This window comes from Ruegeria sp. AJ12, assembly GCF_056536245.1.
On the sequence record NZ_JBQFJJ010000001.1, the window covers coordinates 1,428,201 to 1,443,948 of the forward strand.

Sequence of the window (15,748 nt, forward strand, 5' to 3'; positions counted from 1 at the left end):
ACAATCTATGAGTCGAAGCGAAACAGGGGTGCAGCTCAGCGTCAAGTATTGAAAACTGTCACGCCGCGAGCGCGTCAACAACTTGTTTAGCGGGCCACCGTTGAAAGTAACGCTAGAATTTTGGGAGCTGTGCACTACTTGACGCCCTAGTAGTAGAGTAATCGCTCTAGCGGCTGAAATCTGGCCCATCGCGTGTTCTACCGCGTCTGGGCCGTTCAGAGACCTTTTTCCGCCTTTGCTTAAATGCCTCGCGATTTTGTTCCGCAGCTTCTTTTCGACGAAGGGCGGCGGCATCAACGGCCAGCTCCCATTGCACCTGTTTGAACTCATCTCGGATACGCTGTTCGCGTGCCTTGGTTTCAGCGCGGGAGCGCTCCTGCGCCTCTACGACACTCCGCCGTTGTTGGGTATCGCGGGCGTTTGAGGCATCTGCGTCGCGGGCATTTTGTATGAGCGTTTGTTTGCGCTTGCCTGTCAGGCGATCCAGCAAGCCTGCAAAACCTTTGCGCAAACGCGCGTCCCGCTCGGCTTTCTCTTGTCTTTGCCGCTTTGCTTGTTCGCGTTTGAGCCTCTCGCGGTGCTGACGTTGGGCGCGGGCTTGCTCACGACGTTCCCGTTCTAATCGTTCGGCTTTGACGCGCTGGCGTTGTTGTTCTTCGCGCCTGATCTCATTGAGGCGTTCGGCAATCACATCCTTTGCGGCCTGTTGTGCTTGCTGGACCGACGGCAGATCATCAAGATCGCCAATTCGCGCTCGAACAGCTTTGGCCTTCACACCCAACCATCGCGAAACCGGATAGACCTCGCCTTTGAAATCAACCGCTACATGTCCACGCCGATCCCCGCGCGCCAGATGAAAGCCGCGTTCGCGCAACGCGTTCTCAAATGCCGACTTTGAGTCCGACATCGCCCAGCAATCCTGAAACATCGCCTTGAGTTTGGCAGGGTCTTTCTCGGCGCGCTTGGCTTGTTGCCATTCAGCGAGGCTGTAGTTGCGCGGATCACGAAACTCCGTGCGCTCGAACCCGCGCGGCATGGTCCAGCCATGCTCGCGGTATAACTCTCGCGATAAATCCTGCATTTTGCGCTTGGTGAAAGAGAGCTGGACGGCCTTCATGTTCTCTGTGTCAATCCGACACCAGACCGCATGCGCATGGGTGCGCCCCTTCTTGGTGTGCAGAACGATGGCGCGCGGCTGACCTGCAAGACCAAGGCGATCCTCGGCGCGATCCACTGTGGCTTCAAACTCATCGGGGGAAAGGTCCGCATCATGAGGCGGGTTCAGGCTCAGGCTAAACAGATGTTGCTTGCATCGCGTTGCTCGCGATATGGCGTATGATTCCTGAAATGCCGATTGCAGATCATCCGAAGCAAAGCCACGGATTTGATGAACATGCACATGCTCATTCTCATCCTTCATCAAATGAAGGGCGAGGTTCTTTCCACCACCGCGTTGATTGCCAACAAGGATCATGACCGCTCAGCCTTTGAGGCCGAGTGCCTTGATCAGCTCTGACCTAATACTGCGAACCGTCGCACAGGCCTCGCGAATATCGGCTTCCACCTCGGCAGACGCTTCAAGTTTTTGTTGTTCGATAGCCAGCACAAGCGCAGATAAGCTCGTATAGATATCGGAGCGGCCCATGAGGCTCAGCGCCCGTGCCAATGCCTCATAGTCTTTAATAGGGGCTCTGCCGCGCGTTCGGGAGGGTGTGTCCTCTGAAAACAATCGTGCGCGTACATAGCTATTTACCGAGCGCCCCGCAGCATCTCGCGTGAGACGTTCTCGCTCTTCTTCACTCACGCGCACGGATATCGGAGCGGGGCGCTTCTTCTTCGTTGCTACCTTGCGTATTGCCGTTTGAGCAAACGATTGAGAAAGGGAAGGGGCGTGTTTCATGGCTCCAAATCCTGCAATTCAACACCGCTTGCTTCGAGCAGTTGCTGGCAGTCTTGGAGTGCTTCAAAGACCTCGTTGATGTCACCATTGAATGCGTTTTGGAGATCGTGTTTGGAGTTCGATGTGGTTCCCGTTGGGGGCACCATTCAGCCGATAACTTACTGCCTTTCCAATCGGATGACTTGATTGTAAGAGTTCCGGAAGTTGTCGGTGGAACAAACCCGATGACTCGCGGATGTGGCGAAACTGGTAAACGCAAGGGACTTAAAATCCTTCGCTTCCGCCCGCAAAGCGCATTGTATTCATGGCCTTGTGGCCGTATGGAGATTTCCAGGCCCGGAATAGGCCCGACACGCTTGCCCGCGTGGTGGAATGGTAGACACAAGAGACTTAAAATCTCTGGGCCGGAAGGCCGTGCCGGTTCGAGTCCGGCCGCGGGTACCAGTTCAAGACAGTGCCGGAGGAGCCAAGCCGCGCGTGGTAGGTTCCGCCAAACGTTGTAAACCGTTTGCCTATTTTATTTTAGCAATTTGCTTCGGATTGATTAGTTTGCTTCGTGCATAAATCCACCTATGCGACACATTCGGAATACTCTACTTTTGATCCTTCTGAGGCTGAAAAAATAACGCTGCTGCAGGAAACGCTTTCGACAAAAGTCAGTGTGTCAGGGCATTCATCTTCAAGAATTGTCAAGGGAGTTGATAACTGCTTAAGTTCTAGGGTCAGGACTCATAGCCAATAGATGACCAGAGCGGCGAGTGCGATTGCGGAGAGGAAGACCTTGGGACATCTGTCGTATCGTGTGGCAACACGCCGCCAATCCTTCAGCCTGCCGAACATGATCTCAATCCGGTTGCGGCGTTTGTAGCGGCGCTTGTCGTATTTTACGGCTTTCTTGCGCTGTTTCCGACCTGGGATGCAGGATCTTACCCCTTTGTCTTTCAACGCTTCTCTGAACCAGTCGGCGTCATAGCCTCGATCCCCAAGCAACCACTCGACCTTGGGCAAGCTGCTCAGCAACGCCCGTGCTCCGATGTAGTCGCTGACCTGTCCGGCGGTGACGAACAAGTTGAGTGGCCGCCCCTGACTGTCGCAGATGGCGTGCAACTTGGTGTTCATGCCGCCTTTGGTCCGACCGATTAGGCGCCCACGCCCCCTTTTGACGCCCATGCTGGCCGCTGTTCGGTGGGCCTTGAGATAGGTTGCGTCGATCATCACGGTCTTCTCTTCGCCGTGGTTAGCCGCCAGACCGGTCATCATCTGCGCAAAGATGCCTTTATCGCTCCAGCGCTTCCAACGATTGTAGAGCGTCTTGTGAGGACCGTACTCCCTCGGCGCATCACGCCACCGTAAACCATTGCGATTGATGAAGATAATCCCACTCAACACACGCCGATCATCGACGCGGGGTTTGCCGTGGGACTTGGGGAAGAAGGGCTCAAGACGCGCCATCTGCGCATCTGTCAGCCAGAATAGATCAGACATATTCACCGCTCGTTTTTACAACTGTGAATCATGCTGCCGTGCGGAAATCAATGGGTCCTGACCCTAGCGCATGCGTCCGGTAGGTATGGCGCATCTGATGCGGGGCGTATGGAAACAATTTCAGGCGCACCATCTGCTCGACGTGACCCGACTTGGCGGTCGCCGAAGGAAAGATGAATGGGTTCTCCAGCGGCTTTGTCAGTTCTAGAACCTCACCAAGCTCCTGGATCATGAGGCGGGGTAGGGGCAGGTGAAAACTGCGACCTGATTTGGCTCGAGGGATGAACAGCACCCCATTTTCGTCAAGATGCTCCCACCTCGCCGAACGGGCGTTCGAGGAGCGAAGTCCCGTGGTCAACATTAGCAGCCAGCAGGCGCGACGAACAGGGTCTTCCATCGCATCCAATCCGCGCCAGAGTTGAGGCATCTCATAAGGGCCGACCGCCCAGTCACGCGCATGCTCCTTGTTCATTCGCACGCCGCGCGTGACCGGGTTAGGCGGAAGATCGTGCGTTCGAGCTACGTCATTCAACAGCAGTTTGAGGACCCGCATGGCTCCGTTCGCGCAGTAGGGCCCAGATTTCTTGGTAAGCCGCTCGTGAAGCGACCTTACGGCTTCGCGGTCGATCCGATCTGCTGGCAGTTTGCGGAGGCCGCTGAGCGAACCGTCGACCTTCTGGCGGTACCATGAGACCGTCTGCTCACTCAGGTCGGGCCGCCCCTCTAGATAGCGCTCGAGGGCCTCCGCGATGGTCGGTACCGCTGCCTTCTTGGTCCTCGGATCATCGCCTCGCCGTAACGCCAGCCGGAGCTCAGCCGAGCGCTCCCTAGCGCTGCGCAGAGACACCTCGTCCGTCCTGCCGATGATGGACACGTAGCGGTTGGTGCCGTCATTGATGCGCCCCACGTGCTTGTAGGAGATTCCGCGCTTGCCCACGACGAGCCTGAGGCCCTTCGCCTCGCTGTCGTAGATTTGAGCGCCAGGTTGATGATCTTCGGCCAGTCCATACACTATTGCTTGTGTGAGTCTTTTGGTCATCCTTGATCGCCTCTGTAGGCCATGTTACAGGCCATGTCTCGGTTAGGTCCTGACAGGTCTCAGGACATGCTGTGAGACGATGATGTCTTGTTTTCTTGGCTTCGCGGACCCTCAATACGTGCTATTGGGCGATAAAATATCTCGGGCTCAGTAACTTAAAATCCCTCGCCTACGGGCTTGCGGGTTCGATCCCCGCCATCCGCACCATTTTGATACTCAATGAAAAAACTGCCGGGAAGTGTCGGTACCCGAGCTCCCGGGCAATATTGGATTTATACGGCTACGCCACCTAATTCCTGCATGTTAGCTTCAGATAAACCAGCGAATGGAGAACAGTGCATGCCGGCCACACTCAAGGACATGATGGAAGCTGCCAATGCGGCGGTCGAGCGCATCAATACGGATCAGGCCAAAACTTTGCTGGAACATGGTGGCCTGCTTTTGGATGTGCGGGACGCGATCGAGGTTCAGCGTACAGGCCGTGCCGCCGACGCTCATCATATTCCACGCGGTATGTTGGAATTTCGTGCCGACGACACGCTGCAATCTCATGATCCTGAAATGCGCAAGGATCGTGCCATCGTGCTGTATTGCGCGTCTGGCGGGCGCTCTGCTCTGGCGGGGAAACTTCTCAAGGATATGGGGTACGAGCGGGTCTACAATCTCGGCGGCCTGACCGATTGGGTCAGTGGGGGCGGGGACGTCGTCGATTCGTAGGAATTGACCGTACCCGATCTGACACACATCAAAGTTGTGCGCTTGCAACTTCAATAAAATAGCGGCCAGTATTCAACCAATAGGACCACTGGCCATGTTTCGCCTTGCCGCTATGCTGTACACATTGATCGCAACCGCTCTGGCAGGATCAGCCGTTATTGCGGTTCTCTCCGCCGGGTTGTTTTCTGTCGTTGCAATTGTGTCTGCTGCGGCTGCGGGCGCGGTTGTCGCAGCTCCGGCGTCGTGGCTGGTTGCCAAAAGAATCTACCAGGACCAGGCCTGATCAGGCGTTCAGAAACGTCCTAACTGCGGCTTCGAATTCACGCGGTTTTTCGGCATGCAACCAATGGCCAGCGCTGGGGATTTTTGCGAACTTGGCATTGGGAAACAAGGCTCGGATCCGGTCGCGGTGGTGTGGCTGGACGTAGTCTGACGCGCCTCCGGACAAAAACAGCGTAGGTCCTTTCCACGTGGCCGCAATGTGCGGAAACCCCATGATCTCAGGCATTTCCTGGGCCAGCACGTCCAGGTTCAAAAGCCAGCGCCGGCCTTTGACATCAAGCGATTGTGTGAAGAAGCTTTGCAGGGCAGGTTCAACGCCGCGATTGGCCAGTTGCTGTTCCGCGTCCGAGCGGCGCGAGACCTGCGACATATCCACTGCACGCATGGCATCGATGAACTGGATCTGGCTGTGGCCATACGTCACCGGCGCGATGTCAGCCACAACCAGTTTGTGGATCAGGTCGCCATGTTCCAGCGCAAGGACCATCGCGGCCTTGCCACCCATGGAATGTCCCAAGACGTCAGCGGAGCCACCAAGGTTATCGATTACTTCTGCAAGGTCTGCGGCCAGATCGGTGTATCTGTGGCAGGGGTCCCATCTACTATGGGCATGATTGCGCATATCCACGGCTGCAACCTGTCGTTCGTCTGAGAGCCGCTTTGCTATGACGCCCCAGTTTCGGGCCGAGCCATATAGGCCGTGTGCAATGACCAGGGGCGGTTTCGAAGACGGTGCGCCATGTACAATCGTGTTCAGCATGATTGGGTGATACCCGGCAGGGGTGGGGACGACCAGCCCCATTGTAGACCTTGGACTGTGCAGATAGATTGATCCGTCAGGAGGCGTCGCATGTCGCAGGATACAGACATTCATATCCGGATCACCGAGACGATCCTTCTGCTGCGCGCCAAGTTGGGCGTGCGCGACAAAACCCTGTTGGCCTCAGTGAGGCGCGCAAAGCGCCGGTTGCCTCGTCGCATCTATAAACAGGCAATGGCTCTGGCTGGTGCAGAGCAGATGGCAGCACATCCAAAGCTGCGGTTGGTTCTGGATTCTCCGAAACTGCAGCAGGCGGCAGAAGAGGTTCAGACCTATCTGAGCAGCATCAATCTGGCAGATCGGCGATGGGGCTGGTTTCTGGGCATGCTGGGGGGGCTGGCTTTCAACGTTTTGGCGTTTTCAAGCCTGCTGCTGATCTTTCTTTTGTGGCGCGGCCTGATCTGACACCACCCGGTCTGCAGCTTTGGGCGGCGCTGCACACAGAGTTTTCAGCGCACCGGCTGCGCGCGCCAAAGAAAACACTTGGCCCAAATTGCCCGAACGGCACCGCTCGGGTGCCGTTCAGCAGTTCTGTTTAATGGTTCGGGTAGATCGGGAAGCGCGTGCAGAGCTCGGCCACCTCGGCCTTTACCTTGGCTTCGACCGCCCCGTTGCCGTCTTCGCCATTGGCGGCCAGCCCGTCGACTACGTCGATGATCCAGTCTGCGATCTGGCGGAACTCGATCTCTCCAAAGCCGCGAGTGGTGCCGGCGGGTGATCCCAGACGGATGCCGGACGTGATGGTCGGTTTTTCAGGATCAAACGGCACGCCATTCTTGTTGCAGGTGATATGCGCCCGTCCCAGAGCCTTTTCGGTGGCGTTGCCCTTGACCCCTTTGGGGCGGAGGTCAACCAGCACCACATGGGTGTCAGTGCCGTGGGTCACGGTGTCCAAACCGCCTTTGATCAACTGGTCCGAAAGCGCCTGTGCATTGGTCACGACCTGCTGGATGTAGCTTTTGAACTCGGGACGCAGGGCTTCACCAAAAGCCACCGCTTTGCCCGCGATCACATGCATCAGCGGGCCGCCCTGAATGCCTGGGAAGATCGCCGAATTCACTTTCTTGGCGATATCTTCATCATTGGTCAGGATCATACCGCCACGCGGGCCGCGCAGGGTCTTGTGTGTGGTGGTTGTGGCCACATGGGCATGCGGAAAGGGGTTGGGATGCTCATCGGCGGCCACCAGACCCGCGAAATGCGCCATGTCCACATGCAGATAGGCACCGACCATGTCGGCGATCTCGCGCATGCGGGCAAAATCAATCTGACGCGGGATAGCCGAACCGCCTGCGATGATCAGCTTCGGCTGGTGTTCCTTCGCCAGCGCTTCGACCTGGTCATAGTCCAGCATGTTGTCTTGCTGGCGCACACCGTATTGTACCGCGTTGAACCACTTTCCCGACTGGTTGGGCCGCGCGCCATGGGTCAGGTGGCCACCGGCATCCAGGCTCATGCCCAGAATGGTGTCTCCGGGTTTGATCAGCGCCTGGAACACGCCCTGGTTCGCTTGACTGCCCGAGTTCGGTTGGACGTTGGCGAAATCACATCCGAACAACTGCTTGGCGCGGTCGATGGCGAGGTTCTCGGCGATGTCGACGAACTGGCAGCCGCCATAATAGCGGCGTCCGGGGTAACCTTCGGCGTATTTGTTGGTCATCACCGATCCCTGCGCCTCCATGACGGCGGCGCTGACGATGTTTTCGGATGCAATCAGCTCGATTTCGTCGCGCTGGCGACCCAGTTCGGATGTGATCGAGGCGTAAATATCAGGATCACGATCAGCCAGAGACTGGGTGAAAAAACCGGTGTCACGAAGATTGGCGTTCATGGTGGCTCCACATAGCAGGGATTATCTGGCGGATTTCCTATCGGAAACACTGCCGGTGCAAAAGGCTTAAAGCGACGAATTGGCCGGCTACGGCGTCAAGTCTGGCCTAATGGGGAAAGGTATGTTTGTTTCGGAACCAAATGCGTAGCACCGGAAACCGGAATACATGATCAAGAGAATCGCTTTTCTCGCCAGCGATGTCAAAGTGGCGCAAACCGCCCGGGACAGTCTAATTGCACGATACGGCAATGCCGCGCCTCGGGATGCGGACGTTGTCGTCGCACTCGGCGGTGACGGGTTCATGCTGCACACCCTGCAAAACATGCAGCACCTCGACACGCCGGTCTATGGTATGAATCGCGGAACCATCGGGTTTCTGATGAACGGGTTCCACGAAACTGACCTGATGGATCGGCTGGCCGCTGCCGAGGAAGAGGTGATCAACCCACTGGCGATGCGTGCAATGGATCAGGCGGGAAAGTTGCACGAAGCACTGGCGATCAACGAAGTCTCGCTGCTGCGCGCGGGACCGCAGGCCGCGCGGCTGAAGATCAGCGTCGATGGTCGGTTGCGCATGGCGGAGCTTGTCTGCGACGGGGCATTGCTGTCCACACCAGCCGGATCCACCGCATATAATTATTCTGCCCATGGCCCAATTCTGCCGATCGGGGCCGACGTTCTGGCCCTGACGGCGATTGCTGCGTTTCGTCCTCGGCGCTGGCGCGGCGCGTTGCTGCCAAAGATCGCCAATGTACGATTCGATGTGTTGGATGCGGAAAAAAGACCGGTCATCGTTGCCGCCGACTCTGTGTCCTTTCCGGACATCGACTGGGTGGAAATTCGATCAGAACCGGCCATCCAGCATCGCATTCTGTTCGATCCCGGGCATGGCCTCGAAGAACGGCTCATATCCGAACAATTCACGTAAAATTTGTCTGACGAGAGTTAATTTCACCCAGTGTGAACCAGTTCACAGGCGATTCCTTGACTATTGGCTAACGTGATCTTGCCCGGAGAACACGCCAAGGTGGGAGTGAGTGGCCACCAGACGGCGTTTTCGAATGATTGCGCAGATTTCGCGCTGGCGAGGGTGGGTGGTGCTACGCTCGTCATCAGAAATCCGGGCATATTTTAGCAGCTGGACCCCGGGCAAAATAACCCGGGGTCTATTAATTCTGCATGGTGCAGAACCTTTAGTCGGACGTGCCCATTTGATCCCACGACGTGCCCATTTGATCCCACAAGGGAAAGCACATCTGTCCGACACGAGCCTCAATAGCGGCAGCGGCATCCACCGCCAGATCCTCTCGCCAGCGCCGGGCGGCGATCTGCACGTTTATCGGTTGCGGGCCTTCCGGCAAGTCTGAAAGTCGCGCCGGAACGCAGGCCGCAGGCAGGCCCAGAAAATTCATTGCGTAAGAGTAAACGGCGCACCCAAGAACCTCATGGACACCTTCGACCCCTTCGGTGTCACGGTCCGGTTTGAAAAAGGGTTGCGGCAAAAACGGGGACAGGACCAAAGGATAGTCCTGCATAAAAATCGACCACTCGCGCGCATAGTGACTGCGCTTGGCCAGCATGCGGATCAGTTCGGTTTCAACGATCGGCGGGAACTCCTGGAAATAAACATCAAAGATATCCCGTATGGTCTGTGATCCTGCCGCCTCGATGTCCGATTTCATCAGGGTCAAAACTTCGCCCATCAGCGCGCGATACCCGATGCGACCTGCTTCGAATACGTCCGGCGGCTCTGCTTCGTGCACCACATACCCCGCGTCGACCAGCGTATCGCGCGCTGTATCCAGCGCTTTTTCGACCTCTGGATGCAGGGCGTAGCCAAATGTGTTCTTGGTGACGGCAACTTTCACGGGGCCGTCCAGTGCGTCGCCGCGCCATGGAAGCGGTGCGTGGAACGGATCGCGCGGGTCCGCCGCGATCAGGCTGGGCATCGACAGATGCAGATCTGCGGCAGAGCGGGTGATGACGCCCTGCACCGACATGGATTGTGCCAGCAGCCCGCGCTCGGCTTGTTGGCTGGGGTTCCACGCGGGCACGCGACCAAGTCCGGGTTTCACTGTGACCGCACCGTTGGCTGCTGCCGGAAACCGCAGGCTGCCGCCGATGTCATTGCCGTGCCCAAGCGCGCCGATACCGGCCATAACCGCCGCGCCAGCCCCGCCAGAGGATCCGCCCGCAGATGTATGGCGGCCCCAGGGATTATGTGTGCGCCCGTAGAGGGGATTGTCCGTGTCCGCGCGGAACGAGAATTCTGGCGTATTGGTCCGCCCGATGACTACCGCGCCGGCGTTTTGCAGATTGCTGACAACCGGCGCATCCGCCGGTGCAATCATGTCTTTCAGGGCAACCACGCCATTTGTCGTCGCATGGCCTTTCTGGTCCACATTGATCTTGATGGTGACCGGAACACCGTGCAACGGCCCGATTGGGGCACCCTGAATGCGAGCCCGGTCTAAGTTGCGCGCGCGCTTCAACGCCTCGGCGCTCAGGTCTTCGACAACCGCGTTCAGGTCCGGATTGACCAGTAGCATCCGACTGACCGAGGCCTGCACGGCTTCTTCTGCGCTGACGTCTCCCGTGCGGGTCAGGGCTGTTAGTTCAGTGGCGTTGAGACGCCAGAGTTCGTTTTGTGTCATTGGCCCTCTCTGTCTCATTGCGACAGTACGGGGCCTGATCCGGGTTGCAAGTCAAGATCGGCCAGGTCGATGCCGACCCGGGTTTACTGCGCGTATCCTATCGATTGCAGTGCCGACTTGATCTCATCCAGAATGGCAGGGTCGTCGATTGTCGCAGGCATTTTGTAGTCTTTGCCATCTGCAATCGAAACCATGGTGCCGCGCAGAATCTTGCCCGAGCGGGTTTTGGGCAAACGATCCACGACAACCACCAGCTTGAACGCGGCGACAGGTCCAATCTTCTCGCGCACCATTTTGACAACTTCTTGCGCGACTTCACCGTTGTCACGGGCCGCGCCCGCGTTCAGGCACAGGAATCCAACCGGCATCTGCCCCTTGAGCTGATCCGACACGCCGATCACAGCGCATTCGGCGACGTCGGGATGTGCGGCCAGAACCTCTTCCATGCCACCCGTGGACAGGCGGTGGCCGGCCACGTTGATGACATCGTCGGTCCGGGCCATGATGTAGAGATACCCATCCTCATCGATCATGCCTGCGTCACCGGTTTCATAGTATCCCGGAAAATGCTCAAGATATGACTTCTTGAAACGCGCCTCGGCATTCCAAAGGGTTGGCAGCGTTCCTGGTGGCAAAGGCAGTTTGACCGCAATGGCCCCCAACTCCCCCGGTTTCATCGGATGGCCCCCTTCGTCCAGAATCTGAACGTCGTAGCCCGGCATGGGTTTCGCAGGGGATCCCAGCTTGACCGGCAATTCCTCAATACCCAGTGGATTTCCGGCGATGGTCCAGCCTGTTTCCGTCTGCCACCAATGATCGATCACCGGAACCTTCAGCGCATCTTGTGCCCAGAGGATCGTGTCGGGATCAGCCCGTTCACCCGCCAAAAACAATGCGCGCAACCCGGAGAGATCATATTTGGCAAGCATTTCGCCTTTGGGATCCTCGCGCTTGACGGCGCGGATTGCGGTCGGGGCGGTGAAGAAGCTTTTGACACTGTGCTCGGAAATCACCCGCCAGAACGTGCCTGCATCGGGGGTGCCCACGGGCTTGCCTTCGAAAACGATTGTGGTGTTGCCGTGGATTAACGGCGCATAGCAGATATAGGAATGACCGACGACCCACCCGACATCCGAGGCCGCCCAGAACACATCGCCGGGGTCGACATTGTAGATGTTCTTCATTGACCAGTTCAAAGCCACCAGATGGCCTGCGGTTGGCCGGACGACGCCTTTTGGAGCTCCGGTTGTACCAGAAGTGTAAAGGATATAGGCCGGATCATTGCCTGCGACCGGCACGCAGTCTGCCGGTTCGACACCGTATTGAAACCCGTGCCAATTGAAATCGCGGCCCTCGACCAATTTGGCAACCTCTTGCTCCCGTTGGAAGATGACGCAGAAATCCGGCTTGTGGCTCGCCATCTCGATGGCGCCGTCCAGCAGAGGTTTGTAATGCACGACACGACCCGGCTCCATCCCGCAGGAGGCCGCGATGATCGCCTTGGGTTTTGCGTCGTCGATGCGGACGGCCAGTTCGTTGCTAGCAAACCCACCGAACACGACCGAGTGCACTGCGCCCAGACGCGCGCAGGCCAGCATCGCCTCCAACGCTTCTGGGATCATTGGCATATAGATGATGACGCGGTCGCCTTTTTCTATGCCTTTGGCGCGCAATGCTCCGGCAAGGGTCGCGACGCGATTGCGCAGCTCGACATATGAGATTTCGCGCTTGGTGTGGGTGATCGGGCTGTCGTAGATGATGGCCGTCTGTTCGCCGCGGCCGCTTTCGACATGGCGGTCAACCGCGTTCCAGCATGTATTGACCTGAGCGTCCGAGAACCATTCATAAAGCGGCGCGTTGTCGTCAAACAGAGCTTTGCTGGGGGCTTTGACCCAGTCGATCCCTTTGGCGGCCTCCATCCAGAACGCCTCGGGGTCGGTTTTCCAGCTTTCATAAACGTCTTGATATGCCATCTCGTCCTCCTCCCAAAGCCGTCCGCAAGTTGTTAGGCATCCCGGCTGCCATGAACAAGCAACTGAAATGACGGCGCGTCAGTTTATCGCGAAATATTTGCAATCTGGTCCAATCTTCCCTGCAAATTTTTGCAAACTGCTTTCTGTGTAGCACCTTGTTTGCAGCAGAGAGGCTTATTTGCAAACCTGCAAACCCAAGCGTGCAAAATCGTGTGCGCTAACAGATTCGGGTCAGCCGGCATTTTTTGCATAACGCGGCAGGCTGTCCTGAATGCTCAGCCAGCGGATATGATCCGCATGATAGACGTGGAACCGGGGTGGCAGGTCATCCGGGTCTTCGAGCGTCGCGATGTAAAGATGTATGTTCTTGGTGTCGAGTGCGTTGCGGTACGCCATTTGCGTCCCGCATGTGGCGCAAAACAATCGCTCCACACCCTTTGACGACCGGTAGATGTTCGGCGCGTCACCCTGCCATTTGACCGAGCTATTTGGTAATCCAAAAAACGCAGTGACCGGTGACGCGCAATTGCGGCGGCAATCTGTGCAATGGCAATAGCAACTCCACGCCACTTCGCCGTCGCTTTCCCAGCGCACCGCATTGCAGTGACAATGCCCCTTCATGCTGACCTCCCTGAATGGCGGCCAGCCGATGGGGCCGCCTGGCTCAACCGTAATGTGCGACGGGCGTTCCGGCAATGGCGGCCATGTTCAGCAGACCCCGCGCGGTGATGGAAGGCGTCACGATATGAGCCTTGTTGCCCATACCCATCAAAATGGGCCCAACTTCGATCCCGTCTGCTTTCATTTTTAGGACGTTGCGAACCCCGCTGGCGGCATCCGCATGCGCAAAGATCAAGACGTTTGCTGCGCCTTTCAGACGCGAGGCCGGAAGGATGCGCGCCCTCAGATCTTCGTCCAGCGCCGCATCCAGGTTCATCTCGCCTTCATACACGAAATCACGCGGTTTCTGATCCAGAATCTCCAAGGCCGCGCGCAGACGCTTGCCTGACCCCTCAGCTTGATTCCCGAATTGCGATTGGGAACAGAATGCGATCTTGGGTTCCAGTCCAAACCGGCGAACGTGCCGAGCGGCACCGATTGTGCTCTCAGCCAGTTCCTCGGGTGTCGGCAGTTGCCGGACATGGGTATCCGCGATGAAAAGCGGGCCATCGTCGAGAATCATCAGCGACAATGCGCCGTGCGGGCGCAGGTCGCCGTCATCCAGCACCTGTTCAACGTAATTCAGGTGCCAGCGGTACTCGCCAAACGTGCCACAAATCAGACTGTCGGCCTCGCCTCGATGAACCATGATGGCCCCGATTGCCGTCGTGTTGGTGCGCATGATCGCCTTGGCCAGATCCGGCGTGACCCCACGGCGCTGCATGATTTGATGGTACGAGTTCCAGTAGTCATAATACCGGGGATCGTTTTCCGGGTTTACGATCTGGCAATCTTTTCCGGGCCGAATGTTCAGGCCAAGCTTTTCGCAGCGTGTTTCGATCACATCCGGTCGCCCGATCAGGATGGGCGTTTCGGTGGTTTCCTCCAATATGGCCTGTGCGGCCCGCAAAACCCGTTCGTCTTCGCCCTCGGCGAACACGATCCGGCGGGACGCAAGGGCAGCGGCCTCGAACACCGGGCGCATGAGCAGGGCGGATTTAAAGACCGTCTGGTTCAGCTTTTCCTTGTAGGTTTCAAGATCGTCGATCGGTCGCTTGGCCACGCCACTGTCCATCGCAGCTTTGGCCACGGAGGACGAGACCACACCAACCAGACGTGGATCAAAGGGTTTCGGGATCAGGTAATCCGGACCAAATGTCAGTTGCTCACCTTTATACGCGGCAGCGGCCTCGGCGCTGGTCGTGGCGCGCGCCATCTCTGCAATCCCGTCAACGCAAGCGATTTGCATTTCATCGTTTATCTCGGTCGCGCCGACATCCAGTGCACCCCTAAAAATGAAGGGAAAACACAGCACGTTGTTGACCTGATTGGGAAAATCGCTGCGTCCGGTGGCAATGATGGCATCGGGTGCAACCTCGCGCGCGGCCTGCGGCAGGATTTCCGGGGTCGGGTTGGCAAGGGCAAAGATGATCGGGCGCTTGGCCATTCGTTCGACCATCTCCGGCTTCAGGACATTTGGTCCACTGAGACCAAGAAACAGGTCGGCATCGCCGATGACGTCATCCAGGGTTCGCAGGTCCGACTTCTGCGCGAACTGATCCTTGTGGGGGTTCATGTCTTCGGCCCGCCCTTCGTAGACCAGACCATGAATGTCACATAGCCAGATGTTTTCGCGTTTGACGCCCAGCTTTACCAGCATGTTCAGGCAGGCAATGCCCGCCGCGCCGCCGCCGGTCGAGACGATCTTGATATCCTCAAAGGATTTCCCGGCGACATGCAGGGCGTTTTTGGCGGCGGCGCCGACGACGATGGCGGTGCCATGCTGATCATCGTGAAAAACGGGAATGTTCATCCGTTCGCGGCACAGTTTTTCGACGACAAAACAATCGGGCGCCTTGATGTCTTCAAGATTGATTGCCCCGAAGGTCGGTTCCAAAGCGCAGACGATGTCGGCCAGTTTTTCCGGGTCCGCCTGATCGACCTCAATGTCAAAGCAGTCAATACCGGCGAACTTTTTGAACAGGACGGCTTTGCCTTCCATAACCGGTTTGGACGCCAGCGCACCAATATTTCCCAAACCCAAAACCGCTGTCCCATTTGATACGACCGCGACGAGATTGCCGCGTGCGGTGTAGCGTTCTGCGTTTGCAGGATCAGCCTTGATTTCCAGGCTGGCCTCGGCAACGCCGGGGGAGTAGGCACGGGCCAGATCACGCCCGTTGGCCATCGGCTTGGTCGCCTTGATCTCCAGCTTTCCGGGCTTTGGATGGGCGTGGTATTCCAGCGCGGCCTGCCGCAGGTTGGGTGTGTCTGACATGAGCGATTCAGCTCCCTTTTGAAATTTGATTTAGTATTAAACTATTTTTTTGAGGTTGGCTATGCTGCGACGTTTTGCACCCGTTTTGCCGGTCCGGAAGGGTGGGGGC

The 15,748-nt window shown here is 57.5% G+C and carries 14 protein-coding genes and 1 tRNA gene; 5 read left to right on the forward strand and 10 right to left on the reverse strand.

Annotated elements, in window-relative coordinates; all coding sequences use genetic code 11:
• Positions 1 to 166 precede the first annotated feature (166 nt).
• Both ACR3E0_RS07250 and ACR3E0_RS07255 read right to left on the reverse strand, forming a co-directional pair.
• A complete protein-coding gene (locus ACR3E0_RS07250) occupies positions 167 to 1,474 on the reverse strand; it encodes a relaxase/mobilization nuclease domain-containing protein (protein ID WP_480477582.1) in 1,308 nt (435 codons plus the stop codon).
• 6 nt (positions 1,475 to 1,480) lie between these two features.
• The gene (locus ACR3E0_RS07255; protein WP_480477584.1) at positions 1,481 to 1,900 is read right to left on the reverse strand and encodes a plasmid mobilization protein; all 420 of its coding nucleotides are present in this window, start codon (positions 1,898 to 1,900) and stop codon (positions 1,481 to 1,483) included.
• A gap of 358 nt (positions 1,901 to 2,258) precedes the next feature.
• On the opposite strand from ACR3E0_RS07255, the gene ACR3E0_RS07260 reads away from it, so the two are divergent.
• Positions 2,259 to 2,344: transfer RNA gene (locus tag ACR3E0_RS07260), tRNA-Leu, on the forward strand.
• A 285-nt stretch (positions 2,345 to 2,629) separates the two neighbouring features.
• Here ACR3E0_RS07260 and ACR3E0_RS07265 read toward each other — a convergent pair.
• The gene (locus ACR3E0_RS07265; RefSeq protein ID WP_480477586.1) at positions 2,630 to 3,385 is read right to left on the reverse strand and encodes an IS5 family transposase; all 756 of its coding nucleotides are present in this window, start codon (positions 3,383 to 3,385) and stop codon (positions 2,630 to 2,632) included.
• A 28-nt stretch (positions 3,386 to 3,413) separates the two neighbouring features.
• Entirely contained in the window at positions 3,414 to 4,424 is a 1,011-nt protein-coding gene (locus ACR3E0_RS07270; RefSeq protein WP_480477588.1) for a tyrosine-type recombinase/integrase, read from the reverse strand.
• A 339-nt stretch (positions 4,425 to 4,763) separates the two neighbouring features.
• Between ACR3E0_RS07270 and ACR3E0_RS07275 the strand changes: the two genes are divergently transcribed.
• Positions 4,764 to 5,141 carry a rhodanese-like domain-containing protein gene (locus ACR3E0_RS07275; RefSeq protein WP_480477590.1) on the forward strand — a complete coding sequence of 126 codons (378 nt, stop codon included), beginning with the start codon at positions 4,764 to 4,766 and terminating at the stop codon, positions 5,139 to 5,141.
• Positions 5,142 to 5,235: 94 nt separating this feature from the next.
• Entirely contained in the window at positions 5,236 to 5,424 is a 189-nt protein-coding gene (locus ACR3E0_RS07280) for a hypothetical protein (RefSeq protein WP_480477592.1), read from the forward strand.
• On the opposite strand, the gene ACR3E0_RS07285 is transcribed toward ACR3E0_RS07280, so the two are convergent.
• Positions 5,425 to 6,183, reverse strand: a complete 759-nt coding sequence (locus tag ACR3E0_RS07285) for an alpha/beta fold hydrolase (protein WP_480477594.1) — start codon at positions 6,181 to 6,183, stop codon at positions 5,425 to 5,427.
• 90 nt (positions 6,184 to 6,273) lie between these two features.
• Here ACR3E0_RS07285 and ACR3E0_RS07290 point away from each other — a divergent pair, with 90 nt between their 5' ends.
• Positions 6,274 to 6,648 carry a hypothetical protein gene (locus tag ACR3E0_RS07290; RefSeq protein ID WP_480477596.1) on the forward strand — a complete coding sequence of 125 codons (375 nt, stop codon included), beginning with the start codon at positions 6,274 to 6,276 and terminating at the stop codon, positions 6,646 to 6,648.
• 130 nt (positions 6,649 to 6,778) lie between these two features.
• On the opposite strand, the gene glyA is transcribed toward ACR3E0_RS07290, so the two are convergent.
• Entirely contained in the window at positions 6,779 to 8,074 is a 1,296-nt protein-coding gene (gene glyA, locus ACR3E0_RS07295; protein ID WP_480477598.1) for a serine hydroxymethyltransferase, read from the reverse strand.
• A 166-nt stretch (positions 8,075 to 8,240) separates the two neighbouring features.
• Between glyA and ACR3E0_RS07300 the strand changes: the two genes are divergently transcribed.
• Complete coding sequence (locus tag ACR3E0_RS07300; RefSeq protein WP_480477600.1) at positions 8,241 to 9,002, forward strand: NAD kinase; 762 nt, start codon at positions 8,241 to 8,243, stop codon at positions 9,000 to 9,002.
• A 265-nt stretch (positions 9,003 to 9,267) separates the two neighbouring features.
• Here ACR3E0_RS07300 and ACR3E0_RS07305 read toward each other — a convergent pair whose 3' ends face one another.
• From ACR3E0_RS07305 to ACR3E0_RS07320, 4 genes are all read right to left on the reverse strand, one after another.
• The gene (locus ACR3E0_RS07305; RefSeq protein WP_480477602.1) at positions 9,268 to 10,728 is read right to left on the reverse strand and encodes an amidase family protein; all 1,461 of its coding nucleotides are present in this window, start codon (positions 10,726 to 10,728) and stop codon (positions 9,268 to 9,270) included.
• A gap of 83 nt (positions 10,729 to 10,811) precedes the next feature.
• Complete coding sequence (prpE, locus tag ACR3E0_RS07310; RefSeq protein ID WP_480477604.1) at positions 10,812 to 12,701, reverse strand: propionate-CoA ligase PrpE; 1,890 nt, start codon at positions 12,699 to 12,701, stop codon at positions 10,812 to 10,814.
• A gap of 231 nt (positions 12,702 to 12,932) precedes the next feature.
• A complete protein-coding gene (locus ACR3E0_RS07315; protein WP_480477606.1) occupies positions 12,933 to 13,322 on the reverse strand; it encodes a GFA family protein in 390 nt (129 codons plus the stop codon).
• Between the two features lie 43 nt (positions 13,323 to 13,365).
• Positions 13,366 to 15,639, reverse strand: coding sequence for an NADP-dependent malic enzyme (locus ACR3E0_RS07320; RefSeq protein ID WP_480477608.1), 2,274 nt, complete (start codon positions 15,637 to 15,639; stop codon positions 13,366 to 13,368).
• Between the last annotated feature and the right edge of the window lie 109 nt (positions 15,640 to 15,748).

Excerpts from the sequence above, each read along its gene's own strand:
- ACR3E0_RS07265 (WP_480477586.1), bottom strand. The coding sequence starts at position 3,385 with ATGTCTGATCTATTCTGGCTGACAGATGCGCAGATGGCGCGTCTTGAG.
- ACR3E0_RS07275 (WP_480477590.1), top strand. The coding sequence starts at position 4,764 with ATGCCGGCCACACTCAAGGACATGATGGAAGCTGCCAATGCGGCGGTC.
- ACR3E0_RS07300 (WP_480477600.1), top strand. The coding sequence starts at position 8,241 with ATGATCAAGAGAATCGCTTTTCTCGCCAGCGATGTCAAAGTGGCGCAA.
- ACR3E0_RS07280 (WP_480477592.1), top strand. The coding sequence starts at position 5,236 with ATGTTTCGCCTTGCCGCTATGCTGTACACATTGATCGCAACCGCTCTG.
- ACR3E0_RS07270 (WP_480477588.1), bottom strand. The coding sequence starts at position 4,424 with ATGACCAAAAGACTCACACAAGCAATAGTGTATGGACTGGCCGAAGAT.
- ACR3E0_RS07290 (WP_480477596.1), top strand. The coding sequence starts at position 6,274 with ATGTCGCAGGATACAGACATTCATATCCGGATCACCGAGACGATCCTT.
- ACR3E0_RS07315 (WP_480477606.1), bottom strand. The coding sequence starts at position 13,322 with ATGAAGGGGCATTGTCACTGCAATGCGGTGCGCTGGGAAAGCGACGGC.
- ACR3E0_RS07285 (WP_480477594.1), bottom strand. The coding sequence starts at position 6,183 with ATGCTGAACACGATTGTACATGGCGCACCGTCTTCGAAACCGCCCCTG.
- ACR3E0_RS07250 (WP_480477582.1), bottom strand. The coding sequence starts at position 1,474 with ATGATCCTTGTTGGCAATCAACGCGGTGGTGGAAAGAACCTCGCCCTT.
- prpE (WP_480477604.1), bottom strand. The coding sequence starts at position 12,701 with ATGGCATATCAAGACGTTTATGAAAGCTGGAAAACCGACCCCGAGGCG.
- ACR3E0_RS07320 (WP_480477608.1), bottom strand. The coding sequence starts at position 15,639 with ATGTCAGACACACCCAACCTGCGGCAGGCCGCGCTGGAATACCACGCC.
- ACR3E0_RS07305 (WP_480477602.1), bottom strand. The coding sequence starts at position 10,728 with ATGACACAAAACGAACTCTGGCGTCTCAACGCCACTGAACTAACAGCC.
- ACR3E0_RS07255 (WP_480477584.1), bottom strand. The coding sequence starts at position 1,900 with ATGAAACACGCCCCTTCCCTTTCTCAATCGTTTGCTCAAACGGCAATA.
- glyA (WP_480477598.1), bottom strand. The coding sequence starts at position 8,074 with ATGAACGCCAATCTTCGTGACACCGGTTTTTTCACCCAGTCTCTGGCT.